Here is a 13,451-nt window from a genome sequence, read left to right as displayed (position 1 = left end):
TTTCCTTACTGAATTTGGTCAGGTCGATGGAACAAACTGGTAAAATTTGCCGCCGAAGCATGCAAGTCATTGCTCTCATACAGAGCAGAAATAACTGCTACGGCATCTGCGCCAGCTTTAACTAAAAGATTTGCGTTATCCAGGGTGATACCGCCAATGGCGACAACTGGGATATGCAAAACGCGCTTAGCTTCCTCAAGTAAAAACAAGGGCGCATTAACGGCATTGGGTTTGGTTGGGGAAGCAAAAAAGCTCCCGAAAGCAACATAACCAGCACCTTGTTGCTCAGCTTCTTTGGCACGATCCAGTCTATCGTAACAAGATATACCAATGATTTTATCCGGGCCCAATATAAACCGGGCTTCCCGAATCGAAGCATCTTCCGCCCCTAAGTGCAGACCATCCGCATCGGTCAGGTCCGCCAGTCGGAGGTTATCATTAATGATCAACGGCACTTTGAATGAGTGGCATAGCTGAATCAGTTCGCTGGCTTGAGCGTGCTGTAATGCAACATCATCGCTTTTATTGCGGTATTGAATAGCGCTTGCTCCGCCTTCTAGAAGACTACGGGTAGCATGAAGCAATTTTTCAGTATCCGTCCAATCAGGTGTAATGGCATACAGCCCTTTAATCTTTGGCATCATCATCTTCTTCTCGTGCCCAAAATAATCGGTCTGGTATATATTGCCCCATCCCAGGGCGAAATCCCGCCTGCAGGGCCTGCCAGGTAAATTCTTGCGCCTCTTTCACCGCATCGTTGATTTCCAGGCCATGGGCGAATGTGGCGGCAATTGCAGAGGCGAGGGTACATCCAGAGCCATGATAACTTCCTGATAGACGTTGCCATTTGTCGCTGCGCTTCAGACCGTTTGGACCGTACAAGGTGTTAACCACTTGCGGTGTATGTTCATGGGTTCCAGTAATCAAGACATATTCACATCCCATGTCCAATAAGCGAATTGCACATTCGTCAAGGCTTGGGTCATCTTCGTCGTCGTTTTCGTCGGCTGCCAGATGTCGTGCTTCGAGACTATTCGGTGTGATGAGGGTGACTTGGGGAAGCAGCAGTTCACGCATGGCAGACACCATATCTTCGGATGCAAGTTCGTCACCGCGACCTGACGCAAGAATGGGGTCGAGTACCAAGGGAATATCAGGATAATCTGCAATAATTTCTGCAATTACGGCAATAATCTCAACACTACCGAGCAGCCCGATCTTGAATGCGCTAACGGTCATGTCCTCAAGTACGGCGCGTGCCTGATCTGACACCCATTCAGCGTCCAGTGACATGATATCACTTACCCCTAAAGTGTCCTGGACAGTGATGGCTGTCACAACTGATAAAGGATGGCACCCCATACTTGAGAGAGTAAGTATATCAGCTTGCATACCTGCGCCGCCACTTGAGTCGGAAGCGGAGAAAGTCAGTACGAGAGGAGGTGTCTGGGGCATGAGATTTAGTAGCTTACGAATAGTAGTGCTGTTAATAAACAGGCAGAAATTCTTGTGTGGCCGCGCTGTTAATATCGCTTGATTGTGATTAAAATGCATATTTTAACGTAAATTTGCTTGTGGCACAGAATTGGTTCCAGTGCCACAAACTTAAGCAGGAAATTAAAATGAGTGGAAGCGAATATAAAACCTATTTGTGCCTGATTTGCGGGTATATATATGATGAAGCTAAAGGGGCTCCAGATGAAGGGATTGCACCCGGTACAAAGTGGGAAGACATTCCAATTAACTGGACCTGTCCAGACTGTGGAGCAAGAAAAGATGATTTTGAGATGATTGAAATTTAAAGAGGCCCCTTGAAGAGGCCCCTATTTGTTAGCTTTTATTAAGTTGGCAAAAACCAGGTTATTTATTTAACTTGCTTAATTGCCGTTGCACTAATTCATCAGAAAGCGGAATGTAACCGGCTTCTTTTACAAAAGCTTGTCCTTGCTGGCTCAGGCCAGTTTTCAGGAAATCCAGCACAGCAGGGTTAATCGCCTTATCTTTTGGTTTGTTTACATATAAATAAAGATAATGTTGCAGACGGTAACTGCGATTGTAGACATTTTCAAGGGTCAGCGGAACAAAGTTAGTGCCCCCTTTCTTGATTGGTACTATTTTGAGTTTGCTGTCAGGCTGGTAAGCACCATAACCTAGCGCGTAGGGATCTTCAGCAACTTTTGCCAGTAATTGCTCGTGACTTAATTCTGGAATGTCATCCTTGAAGTCATCGCGGCAAATGACAGTTTTATTGAAAAAATCACGAACAGCAGATTTTTTGTTATGGCCGAGCAAATTGATGGGTTTAGATTTCCATGTGCTGTCAACGCCTAGTTTTCCCCATGTATCAACCGTTTCACGCCAGCCACACCCGTGGTGTTTGGAGTATATCGCATCAAGTTGAATGACATCTAATCCCGGCAGGGGATTGCTAGGGTGAACGTACAGCGCAACGGCTTCAATGGCGACGGCAATTGCAGTGGGGTAATAACCGTGAGTACGAATAAAAGCTTCGCTTTCATCGTTAGTCATTTCACGATTCATAGCGGCCAAATCTGTCTTATCCTGAACCAAAGCCTTGGGAGCAACGCTGGTGCCGGGACTGGAGATGTTGATTTGTGTAGTTGGGGATTTGGATTGAACTAATGCCGCCCATTGTTTAAGGAAAGACTCTAAGGTGCTTGAACCGGTAATAGTAATTTCAGCGCCAATAGAAGGGGATGAAAATAAAGCCAGACAGCAAAGTAGTGCGAAACTATGTTTGAGTGGGCTGAGTCGTTGTGTAAACATAAAATTCCTTAAGCAACCAAGAAAATTTTCAGGAATCCAGAAAACCGGTAATTGTAGTTCTTTGCCCGGTATTTCCAGCTTCCAGAATGCAGAAACCAAAAAACAATCTTACATATTAGATCTTTCTAGTAGTCATATACTATATCGAACGAATCACGTTAACAAGCGTTAATCTTTAAAATTAATTGAGAGAAGTGTTAAATTAAACTAAAGAGTAGATGTATTTTTGTCACTTGTGATGAATTATCAACATAACTTATATAAATTATCTTTAAAAACAGTAAGTAATGTATAGCGAAAAAAGCAAATAAATATTAAATTATAATTGAATGGGAGCGTTACAAAAGATGTTAATCGTTTGGTGATAATTGTGGTAAAGATCAATTACTATCTAGTTTAACGGACATTTACTAAAGCAATATATTTTGCTAAGTAAGTGAAAACACGTTTAAAACTTTCAAGCGCATTTGTTGAATTTACGTAACCATGCAAGTAATGTGGAAATTTAGGGTTAAAGTGAATTATTTTGCGTATGCAATAAGATTGTATGATGAGTTAGTGATATGGAAACAAGGTGATTTTACAAAAAAACCATATTTAATTGTGCAAAGTATATTGTGCAAAACTAAAATATAGGGATATTCTTAGCATCAGTTCATTTTTAAACGGTTATGTCTGATCCAGAGAAAGTAAGGTTTGACGGATTTAGTTAAAGCGAATTTGACGAATCCTAAACTGGTATTTTTAATGCATTATGCCAATGATAATAATTTTTTGAAGAATTTAAGGATTGATCGCTACAGTTTTGTACAGAAGTGTCGTTAATGATAAATGTGTTGTGTCATAACGATATTTGAGAATAATATTTAGCTAAACTAGCAAGATAACTTGCTTTTCTCATGTAAAAGATTGAAAAATGACTGTATCTATTATGAATTTATTATACAATGGTTTGGTATTTCGTATTTTCACAAAAAATTCGCGAACGGTTGCGATAATGATTGCAGGGGGCATGGGTTGTGAGTGAAGCTAATAATCTAGCCGGTGTTAAAGTGATGGTAATTGATGATAGCAATACCATTCGTAGAAGTGCCGAAATATTTCTGGTGAAGGCTGGATGTGAAGTGGTTTTGGCTGAAGATGGTTTTGATGCATTGGCAAAAATAACAGACCACCAGCCAGATGTGATTTTTGTCGATATAATGATGCCGCGCCTGGATGGTTACCAGGCATGCTCCCTGATTAAAAAAAATCCCAAGTTCAAGTCCACTCCAGTCATTATGCTGTCCAGTAAAGACGGCTTGTTTGACCGAGCGAGAGGAAGAATGGTGGGATCGGATGAATATTTGACCAAACCTTTTACTAAAGACAGTTTGCTGGAAGCGGTTGGTAAGCATGTATTAAATCGTGGTTTGGCTTAATTGAGGAAATAAATTATGGCGATTAACAAAATAATGGTGGTAGATGACTCCCCAACTGAAAGGCATTTTCTGGGGGAGTTGTTGACAAAAAATGGGTATAGCGTGGTCATGGCAGAAAATGGCGAAGAAGCAATGGCTAAAGCCAAGTTGGAAAAGCCTGATTTGATCATCATGGACGTGGTGATGCCAGGATTGAATGGCTTCCAGGCAACGCGTGCAATCACTAAAGATGACGAAACCAAGGATATTCCTGTAATCCTCTGCACAACAAAGGGGCAGGAAACTGATAAGGTTTGGGGTATGCGGCAAGGTGCCAAAGATTATGTTATCAAACCGGTAGATTCAGCAGAACTTTTAAGAAAGATTACAGCGTTGAGTTAATCAAGGTCAGATAATGGCAAGAAAAATTAGTCTACGTGAGTTTCAGCAAAGCGTTTCAGCTAAGCTGCAAGGGGTGGCCAAAATGGCCCCTTCATCTTCCAAGCTGGGATTGCAGGTGGGAACGGAGTTTTGGCTGGTAAATCTGGCGGATGTGAGTGAAGTGGTTCCAGTGCCAACATTGGCGAGCGTTCCGTTGACTCGCCCCTGGTTTGTTGGCGTGGCGAATATCCGTGGAAATCTATTTAGTATTGCGGATTTTTCTGCTTTTCTGGGTGGCGGTAACACCCCGATCAATATGGATAGTCGGTTATTGTTGGTTCACCAGAAATTCATGGTGAATGCGGGGTTGGTGGTAAATAGAATGTTAGGTTTACGCAATCCAGAACAGTTTCAGAGAAAAGAAGTAAATAATTCAGAAACACCGTGGTTTTGTGCTGAATATACAGATGATGACGGGCAGCTTTGGAAAGAGTTGAAAATGGAAACGCTGGTGCATCATCCGGATTTTTTACGAGTAGGTTTGTAACAAAAAAATGTATTGGGGAATATCCCGTGCAAATGAATAAGCAAATTGGAGACAAGAATGGCGATTAAGATACCTGGCTTCAAGTTTTCTTTAGGCAAGAGTGACCCTAAAGGGCCTAAGAAGGAAGCGGAATCAGGTCAGCACACTACGCTGATCATGAAGGGTGTAGGAAATATTGCTGGAAAAGAGCCGATGCGCTTGCCGCTCATTGGTGGTTTGCCGGTTGAAAAGCAATATTTGGTGACGATTAGTGCCATGGTGGTCTTTTTGCTCCTTGCGGCGGCGACGCTTGCTTACAACACTATCAGCCTCTCCAATAAAGCACGTTATCTCGAGACTTCCACTGCTATGCAGATGCTTTCGCAGCGTATCTCAAAAGGTGCGCAGCAGGCGGTTTTGGGAAACGATATAGCATTTCAGCAACTGGGTGAAAGTGATATACGTTTTAAAAAATCATTAAGTGGACTAACTAAAGGAGGGGACGGTATTCCTGCTTCTCCAGGTTCAGTTCTACCATTGCTTAAAGAAGTGGATAAAAGTTGGGAATCTTCGGCAAAGGGTGCTGAACTGATTCTTGCTCAAAAATCAAAACTGATCGAATTAAATCGTGCCGTTGCGGCAATCAATACAAACAACATCCAGTTGCTTGAATTAACTGAACAAGTTGTGGCCTTGCTCACTCAGTCTGGCGCGCCACTTCGTGAAGTTTCCATCGCGTCACAGCAGGTTATGTTAACCCAGCGGATGGCAAAAAATGCTAACGCACTTTTGGCCAGTGACGTAATTGATCCTGAAGTAGCATTCCTGTTAGGAAAAGATACGAATACTTTCCGTGATGTATTGGAAGGGCTGGTAAACGGTAGTGAAGACCTGCGCCTGGCAGCGGTTAAAGATCCAGATACTCGCGATAAGCTGGCGGAATTGCAGGAAACTTTTAAGCAGTTTGAAGCTTCTGTTAATAGTATTCTGCAAAACATGCAGGAATTGGTAAACGCTAAGCAAGCAGCAAGAAACATTTTTGTATCAAGTGAAGACCTGCTAACCCAATTGCAAAAACTAACTGCAGCCTATGAAGGTCTTGGCCAGATTGTGGGTGGATGGTTGGCTGCCGTATTTGGCTTGCTGGGTGTGGTCAGTATGATTATGCTGGGTATCGTAAACCTGAACGAAGCGAAACGTCGGGCTTCACAAAGTGAGCAGGAAAATAAACGAAACCAGGAAGCTATTTTGCGGTTGCTGAACGAGATGGGCGATCTGGCTGAAGGTGATCTGACTATTAAGGCGAGTGTAACAGAAGATATTACGGGCGCTATCGCAGACTCCATCAACTACACTATTGACGAGTTGCGTTCTTTGGTAACAGGTATTAATAAGGCGACTGAACAGGTTACGCAGGCGTCTCAACAAGCGCAGAAAATTACCAGTCAGTTGCTGGAGGCTGCGCAAAAACAGTCCCAGGAAATTGAAGAAACCAGTGCTTCAGTTTTGCAGATGGCAGATTCAATTAACGAAGTGTCAGCCAACGCGGCCGAATCGGCAAAGGTTGCGCACCAATCACTGACCGCATCTGAAAAAGGTACGACAGCTGTACAAAACTCTATCTCTGGTATGAATGAAATTCGAGAGCAGATCCAGGAAACAGCGAAACGTATTAAGCGTCTGGGTGAAAGCTCACAGGAGATTGGTGAAATCGTTGAACTGATTTCTGACATTACTGAACAGACGAACGTTTTGGCTCTTAACGCGGCGATTCAGGCCGCATCGGCGGGTGAAGCAGGTCGAGGCTTTACCGTGGTTGCGGAGGAGGTGCAGCGTCTGGCTGAACGTTCAGGTGAAGCTACCAAGCAAATTGGTGCCATTGTGAAAACCATTCAGACAGATACGCAAGATGCGGTTGCCGCTATGGAGAAAAGCACCCAGGGTGTGGTTGAGGGAACCAAGCTTTCCGATGCTGCTGGCCAGGCGCTAAATGAAATTGGACAAGTTTCGCAAAATCTTGCGGGATTGATCGACACCATTTCACGTGCTACACAAGCTCAGGCGGAATCCGCAGGCAAGGTTGCACAGAACATGCAGGACATTCAAAACATCACGACTCAGACGACGGAAGGTACCAAACAAACAGCCGTCTCAATTGGTCAATTGGCTGATCTGGCTGCAGAGTTAAGAGGTTCCGTGGCCGGTTTCAAACTATTATAGGTAGTATGCGATGAGCGCGATAACGGAATTTGACGTTGGCCCTTTAACATGGGTTAAAGGGGAGATCGATCACGCACTTAGTCAGGCTAGCGATAATCTGACTCAGTTGTCGGAGAACATGGAGGATGTTACTCCAATTCGGTATTGTCTGACGCATTTGCACCAGGTGACTGGGGCAATTCAAATGGTTGGTCTTGAAGGTGCAGCACGTTATAGTGCTGAAATTGAGAAATTTGTCACCGGATTTGAAAAACAGGAAGTAGTAATTTCTCCTGAACATATTGAATTGATCAAGCAGGCAATCACGGCGCTTGTACAATATCTGGATGAACTAATAGGCGGGGAACCTGATCTCCCGTTAAAGCTTTTTCCTTTTTACCAAAAGCTGTTGCAAGCACAAAATATTGAAAAGCATAATGAAAGCGACTTGTTTTTCCCTGATTTAAGTACGCGAGCACCAAAAAATAAAGCAGTCCGGACCCTCTCTGAGACGGATTTCCCACAGTTTATCAAAAATCAGCGCTCTCGTTTTCAGCGCGGTTTATTGCAATGGTTAAAGGGAGAGGGTGCAGCCGGTCTTCCGGAAATGCGAGAAGCTTTGCGAGAAATCGATACTACCCAGAGTTTACCAGCACATCGAACTTTTTGGTGGGCAGCAATTGCATTTGTAGATAGTCTGATCAATCAAGGATTAAAAGCTGAATTTAATGTAAAACAATTGTGCGCACGCATAGATTTACAAATGCGCAAACTGGTTGAGGGATCGCCTAAAGTTGCTGAGAGATTGTTGCGTGATGTTTTATATTTTGTCGCGCGCAGTCAGGCAGTGAGTGATTCCGTTAAAGAAGTAAAACAGGTTTTCGAACTGGATGATTATTTGCCAGTTGCAAAAACGCAAACGGACGAAGAAGAAGCTGATCACATTAAGCTTCAGTCCATACTGCGTGAATTACGCGATGCAGTGTCAACAGCAAAAGAATCCTGGTTGAAATACACTTCAGGCAATAAAGATAGCCTTACCAACTTTCAGCAACAGTCTGCCAAATTGATCGCAAAGGCAGAAGCGCTCGACAGCCAGCCGATGAACAATCTGGTAAATCAGATCGGGGCTGTTGCAGCCGTATTGAGTGAAGTAAATGAAACCAATAAAGACACAGTTGCTCTTGAAATGGCAACTGCGTTATTGCTGATAGAAAACACGACAGAAAACTACAAGCAGCAAGCTCAAGAGTTTGTTCAGCAGTCCGAAGTGCAGGTAAAACGGCTGCAAGCCAGCATCAGTGGCAATTTGGGAGAAATTGATATTCCTGAAGTGCCATTACTGGGCGAAATGAGCCGTAAAGCACAAGAAAAGATGTTGTTGTCTCAGGTTGCCAATGAAATTCAGACTAATTTACGCAACATAGAGCAGGTGCTTGACAGTTATTTTCGCGATACAACCAAGCGTAATGATCTGGTTGCTCTTGATCCAACCATTCATCAAATTTCTGGTGCGCTGTCGATTCTGGATATGGGAAAAGCAGTGGAATTACTTGCCGCCAGCCAGGACTTAATCCGAAAATTCAGTCAGGAAGATTATGTAGTTGAAGAGCAAGAGCATGAACTGGTTGCGGAAGCATTAAGTAGTTTAGGTTTTTATGTGGATGCAATTCAGTATGGCCGTACTGACGCAGAAAGAATTTTAATCCCTGTATTAAAACGTTTGACCGGGAAAGAAGCTGATACAAGTCATGAACCGATAGAAGTAGAAATATCAGAAGAAGTTGAGCCTGACTTACCAACAATCAGTGTCGAGTCTGGCTTGGACGAACAAAAACAACAGCTTAAATCTTGTTTTGAAGCATTGCAAAAAACACCTGCGGATAATATTTGCAAGGTAAATGTAAAAGCTGTTTTAACCAGTTTGCGTCAAGATGCAGATTTGGTCGCAGATCATTTATTAAATTTGCAAGCTTCAAAGGCACTGACTTTGCTCAGCCAGTCAGGTGATGAGGTGCTTCCTGAGCTCGAAGCCAGCATTGCAGAAATTACAGCCTTAAAAGTTCAAGCAAGCGCACCTTCAGCAGAAGCATCTCGCATGAAAGATGCTTCAGAGGACGCAGTGGATGCCGAGCTTTTAGAAACTTATTTGGAAGAAGCCGAAGAAGTTCTGGGAAGAGTGCAGGAAAATCTCCAAATTTGCCAAGGTAATCCACATGACAGGGAAGCGCTTACGACTATACGTCGTGGATTTCATACCCTGAAGGGTAGCGGCAGGATGGTAGGATTAAATACGCTGGGCGAAGTTGCCTGGGGTATAGAGCAGGTGATGAACAAGTGGATGGAAGAAGAAAAGAGTGCGACACCTGCGTTGTTGCAACTTATTTCGCAATCTCATGATGCGTTTGCAGAATGGGTAAAACAATTAAATGATAGTGGTACAGCGGATGTGCAAGCAGAAGACTTACTGGCGTTCGCTGAACAGCTAAAAAATGGCGAAGTAGCAGTTCAAGCTGATGAAGTTTCAGAACCAGAATTGGTGCCAGAAGAACTAACATTTGCGCCAATTGAGCCTGAAGAAATCGCATTTGAAGCTGAACCGGTTGACGAGTCTGAGCTGCCGCTTTTAGCAACTGAAGCTGAAGAAGAAACAGTAATTTTAGAAGAAGATTCCGAAAGTAACCAGGAAATAATCGAAGAAGAAATAGAAGCTGTTCAAGCCTCAGAGATAGTCCCGAATCTAGAAAATATACCTGTATTTGGAGCGGTGGAATCTCCAGTGCTGTCTTCATTTGATGCAGATACCCCTATTGCAGAGGAAGCGGTTCAGGAAGAAAGAACACCCGAATTGATAGCTTCCCCTCCCTTTGAAGCAGAAGCAGAAGCAGAAGCAACGCCGAAGCCTGAGTTAATTGTAGTGAGTGAGGCTGCCGTAGAAGAGATGCCGGCACCGGAAGAAGATGTGGTGATCGGGGAAGCCGTCATTTCCCCAGTGTTATTCAGCATCTTCATGAAAGAGGCAGAGCAGCACTTGCAAACCTTATCCAGGGAATACGCTGGGGTAACCGAATCGCCTGAACAACCCATTGCACACGAGTTTATGCGTGCAGCACACACCCTTTGCGGCATAGCTCGCACCACTGGCATTACAGCCGTTGCAGATCTAGGGCATGCGATGGAGCTCTGGTTGCAGGAACAGCTAGACAATTTTCAGCCCTTCAGTGATAAACATATCAAGGTAATGGGCGATACAGTTGCCAGCTTGAACAAAATGTTATCGACTATTAGTGAACATAAACCGCCAAAGCCGGCTAAACAGTTGATTATATCTTTGCAAGCTATGTTGAAAAGGGCAGTGGCTGAACGTGAAGAAAGACATGAAAAAGCTGCTGAAGTGTTGCGGGCGCAAGAAAAGGCTCAGGCAGATGGAATAGCATCTGCGCTTGCAGAGGAGCATACCAAAGCATCAATAGCAGAAATACCTGTTGAAATGAAATCAGTGTCCAGTACGCCTTCACAAAGCGAAAGGGTTGCTGAAAATGTACAGCAAGATAATGAGCAAGCTGACCGTAGAAGAGTTCATGACGATCTTGACGAGCAATTGTTACCCATTTTCCTGGAAGAAGCACAAGAGCTATTTCCAGAGATTGGGGGGTTGCTCAGAGATTTGCGTACCACCCCAACAGATTTAAATTTATCAAACTCCCTTCAGCGTGCGCTCCATACCTTAAAAGGTAGCTCACGAATGGCGGGAGCGATGCGTTTGGGTGAATTAACGCACAACATGGAAGATAAGGTCGTTGTTGCTATTGAAAGTAATTCTCTGACACCAGAATTGTTTGATGATCTGGAAGCAGAGTTTGACCGATTGGGTGACTCACTAGAGCGTTTGAAAACTGGTGAGCAAGACATACAGGAAGTGATTTCTGCGACAAAAGATAGTCAATCGCTTGACAATCAGGAAACTGCTGCTGTAACAGGAATGACATTTGGAGAGTTTGAACAGGCAGCACAGAAAGCATTGTTGCGGGTTCGCGCAGATGTGGTGGATCGTCTGGTAAGTGAAGCTGGTGAGGTGAGTATCGCACGTTCGCGAATCGAAGGTGAAATGCAATCCTTTAAGCAATCACTGTTTGATTTGACAGAAAACGTCATACGTTTACGTAATCAATTACGTGAGGTAGAGATTCAAGCTGAAAGTCAGATGCAGTCTCGTCTGACATTGGTCAGTGATGAAGATACGACCACATTTGATCCACTGGAGTTTGATCGTTTCACCCGATTCCAGGAATTAACCCGGATGATGGCTGAAAGTGTGAACGACGTTTCAACTGTACAGCAGAATTTGCTGAAGAATCTGGATGAAACAGAAGCTGCATTACTACAGCAAGCCCGGATGAATCGAGAGCTACAGCAGGAATTGATGCATATTCGGATGGTGCCGATAAATAGTCTGACTGAACGTATGTATCGTATTGTTCGCCAGACTGCGAAAGAATTAGGTAAAAAAGCTAACCTGGATATACGTGGTGCGAATGTTGAGTTGGATAGAAGCGTACTGGAAAAAATGACCGCCCCGTTTGAGCATTTGCTCAGAAACGCGATTGCTCATGGACTGGAAGTAAAAGCCAAACGATTAGCTGCAGGAAAAGCAGAAATTGGTGATATACAGCTTCAGGCACGTCAGGAAGGAAATGAAATTATTCTGACATTAAGTGATGACGGTGCCGGGATCGATTTGGAAGCGATTCGTAAAAAAGCACTTCAATTAAACTTGATAGAAGATGGCCAGGTGCTGGATGATGCAGTTCTGATGGAATTGATATTTTCCTCAGGATTTTCAACCGCACAAGAAGTGTCTCAGGTTGCGGGTCGCGGTGTAGGTATGGACGTGGTAAGAAATGAAGTTGCATCCCTAGGTGGTCGTATCGAGGTGAATTCAGAATATGGGAAAGGTACAACGTTCACCATTTATTTACCACTGACACTTGCAGTAACGCAGACATTATTAATTAAAGCAGGTGCCGAACTTTTTGCAATACCTTCATCCATGGTGGAACAGGTCCAGGAACTAAAGGCTAAACCGCTGGCTGAAGTCTATGGTAAAAAAGAAATTGAATGGCAAGGCAACAAATATCCATTCTTCTATTTGCCAAGACTACTTGGGGATGAAGAGCATCAGCCAATATCAAAAAACTATAATTCAATCTTGCTATTGAGAAGCGGAGCTTTACGTACGGCCATACACGTAGATGAGTTGCAGGGAAACCGAGAAATTGTAGTCAAAAATATCGGGCCGCAACTAGCGCGAGTATCAGGCATCGCTGGTGCAACAGTACTGGGTAACGGTAAGGTGGTTTTGATTCTGAATCCGGTGCAATTAGCCCACCGTGAAGCAATGCCAATAGTCACGGCAAAGATCGAAGCACCTGTTGAAGTAGAAGAAAAGCCAAGCAACATTCCGCTCATTATGGTGGTAGATGATTCATTAACGGTGCGAAAAATCACAAGTAGATTGTTGTCCCGTGAAGGTTATCAGGTTATCACCGCAAAAGATGGTGTAGAGGCGCTGCAAGAGCTTCAAGATGCACAGCCAAGCGTCATGCTGGTGGATATAGAAATGCCGCGTATGGATGGCTTTGAATTAACCCGCAATGTACGCGGTGATTCCAAAACAGCGAATATACCCATTATCATGATTACCTCACGTACAGCAGAGAAACATCGTAACTATGCTAAAGAGTTGGGCGTAGACGTTTATCTGGGTAAGCCTTATCAGGAAGAGGAACTGCTGGAGCATATCGAAAGCTTCATCAAAGCAGGTATCAAGCACTAAATATAACGCACTAATGCAAAGGGGCCGTCAATTATTGGCGGCCCCTTTGCATTAGTGCGTTTGTATAAAAATGAAAAAGGCAAAATATAGTCACAAATGTAATTACTAAAGCCAAAACATGAGAATTGGTTGGCAAGTATCTAGATAGTGAAAATCCCATATAGGCATATATATTGAGCAAACTTAATGATTGTATATCATGAGGTTACAATATATTCTTAATAAATATGTAATAAAGTCTTGACCGTAGTTAATGTGGCTGTATAATTCGGCTTCTTCCTGAGGCCTGTATGGCAAAGGGGAACAGCGGTGTGAAGGGGGG

Annotated in this window: 9 protein-coding genes; 6 read left to right on the top strand and 3 right to left on the bottom strand. The window is 43.7% G+C overall.

Annotation, left to right across the window (positions count from 1 at the left end; all coding sequences use genetic code 11):
- Positions 1-5: 5 nt before the first annotated feature.
- Together thiE and thiD are read right to left on the bottom strand one after the other, a co-directional pair.
- A complete protein-coding gene (gene thiE / locus EDC63_RS15400) occupies positions 6-641 on the bottom strand; it encodes a thiamine phosphate synthase (RefSeq protein ID WP_124944794.1) in 636 nt (211 codons plus the stop codon).
- Positions 628-1,455: a bifunctional hydroxymethylpyrimidine kinase/phosphomethylpyrimidine kinase gene (gene thiD / locus EDC63_RS15395; RefSeq protein ID WP_124944795.1), complete on the bottom strand. Its 828-nt coding sequence runs from the start codon at positions 1,453-1,455 to the stop codon at positions 628-630. Before thiD ends, thiE begins: the two co-directional genes overlap by 14 nt.
- 167 nt (positions 1,456-1,622) lie before the next feature.
- Here thiD and EDC63_RS15390 point away from each other — a divergent pair, with 167 nt between their 5' ends.
- The gene (locus EDC63_RS15390; RefSeq protein WP_124944796.1) at positions 1,623-1,802 is read left to right on the top strand and encodes a rubredoxin; all 180 of its coding nucleotides are present in this window, start codon (positions 1,623-1,625) and stop codon (positions 1,800-1,802) included.
- A 58-nt stretch (positions 1,803-1,860) separates the two neighbouring features.
- Here the strand turns inward: EDC63_RS15390 and EDC63_RS15385 are convergent, their stop codons facing one another.
- The gene (locus tag EDC63_RS15385) at positions 1,861-2,787 is read right to left on the bottom strand and encodes a PstS family phosphate ABC transporter substrate-binding protein (protein WP_124944797.1); all 927 of its coding nucleotides are present in this window, start codon (positions 2,785-2,787) and stop codon (positions 1,861-1,863) included.
- Between the two features lie 1,055 nt (positions 2,788-3,842).
- Here EDC63_RS15385 and EDC63_RS15380 point away from each other — a divergent pair.
- Genes EDC63_RS15380 through EDC63_RS15360 form a run of 5 tightly spaced genes read left to right on the top strand, consistent with a single transcriptional unit; the run spans position 3,843 to position 13,129 of the window.
- Positions 3,843-4,208, top strand: a complete 366-nt coding sequence (locus tag EDC63_RS15380; protein WP_124944804.1) for a response regulator — start codon at positions 3,843-3,845, stop codon at positions 4,206-4,208.
- Positions 4,209-4,223: 15 nt separating this feature from the next.
- Positions 4,224-4,589 carry a response regulator transcription factor gene (locus EDC63_RS15375; RefSeq protein ID WP_124944798.1) on the top strand — a complete coding sequence of 122 codons (366 nt, stop codon included), beginning with the start codon at positions 4,224-4,226 and terminating at the stop codon, positions 4,587-4,589.
- A gap of 13 nt (positions 4,590-4,602) precedes the next feature.
- Positions 4,603-5,115 (top strand): chemotaxis protein CheW, encoded by a 513-nt coding sequence (locus EDC63_RS15370; RefSeq protein WP_124944799.1) that lies wholly within the window; start codon positions 4,603-4,605, stop codon positions 5,113-5,115.
- 57 nt (positions 5,116-5,172) lie between these two features.
- The gene (locus tag EDC63_RS15365) at positions 5,173-7,314 is read left to right on the top strand and encodes a methyl-accepting chemotaxis protein (protein WP_124944800.1); all 2,142 of its coding nucleotides are present in this window, start codon (positions 5,173-5,175) and stop codon (positions 7,312-7,314) included.
- 10 nt (positions 7,315-7,324) lie between these two features.
- Entirely contained in the window at positions 7,325-13,129 is a 5,805-nt protein-coding gene (locus tag EDC63_RS15360) for a hybrid sensor histidine kinase/response regulator (RefSeq protein ID WP_124944801.1), read from the top strand.
- Positions 13,130-13,451: the final 322 nt, after the last annotated feature.

The sequence above is a fragment of the Sulfurirhabdus autotrophica genome (genome assembly GCF_004346685.1).
GTDB classification, from domain to species: domain Bacteria; phylum Pseudomonadota; class Gammaproteobacteria; order Burkholderiales; family SMCO01; genus Sulfurirhabdus; species Sulfurirhabdus autotrophica.
Note: the sequence above shows the minus strand (reverse complement) of the source record. Positions and strands in the feature narration are given on the sequence as shown.

Bases quoted from the DNA above. Each gene is read 5' to 3' on its own strand.
- thiE (WP_124944794.1), bottom strand. From the start codon at position 641: ATGCCAAAGATTAAAGGGCTGTATGCCATTACACCTGATTGGACGGAT.
- thiD (WP_124944795.1), bottom strand. From the start codon at position 1,455: ATGCCCCAGACACCTCCTCTCGTACTGACTTTCTCCGCTTCCGACTCA.
- EDC63_RS15390 (WP_124944796.1), top strand. From the start codon at position 1,623: ATGAGTGGAAGCGAATATAAAACCTATTTGTGCCTGATTTGCGGGTAT.
- EDC63_RS15385 (WP_124944797.1), bottom strand. From the start codon at position 2,787: ATGTTTACACAACGACTCAGCCCACTCAAACATAGTTTCGCACTACTT.
- EDC63_RS15380 (WP_124944804.1), top strand. From the start codon at position 3,843: ATGGTAATTGATGATAGCAATACCATTCGTAGAAGTGCCGAAATATTT.
- EDC63_RS15375 (WP_124944798.1), top strand. From the start codon at position 4,224: ATGGCGATTAACAAAATAATGGTGGTAGATGACTCCCCAACTGAAAGG.
- EDC63_RS15370 (WP_124944799.1), top strand. From the start codon at position 4,603: ATGGCAAGAAAAATTAGTCTACGTGAGTTTCAGCAAAGCGTTTCAGCT.
- EDC63_RS15365 (WP_124944800.1), top strand. From the start codon at position 5,173: ATGGCGATTAAGATACCTGGCTTCAAGTTTTCTTTAGGCAAGAGTGAC.
- EDC63_RS15360 (WP_124944801.1), top strand. From the start codon at position 7,325: ATGAGCGCGATAACGGAATTTGACGTTGGCCCTTTAACATGGGTTAAA.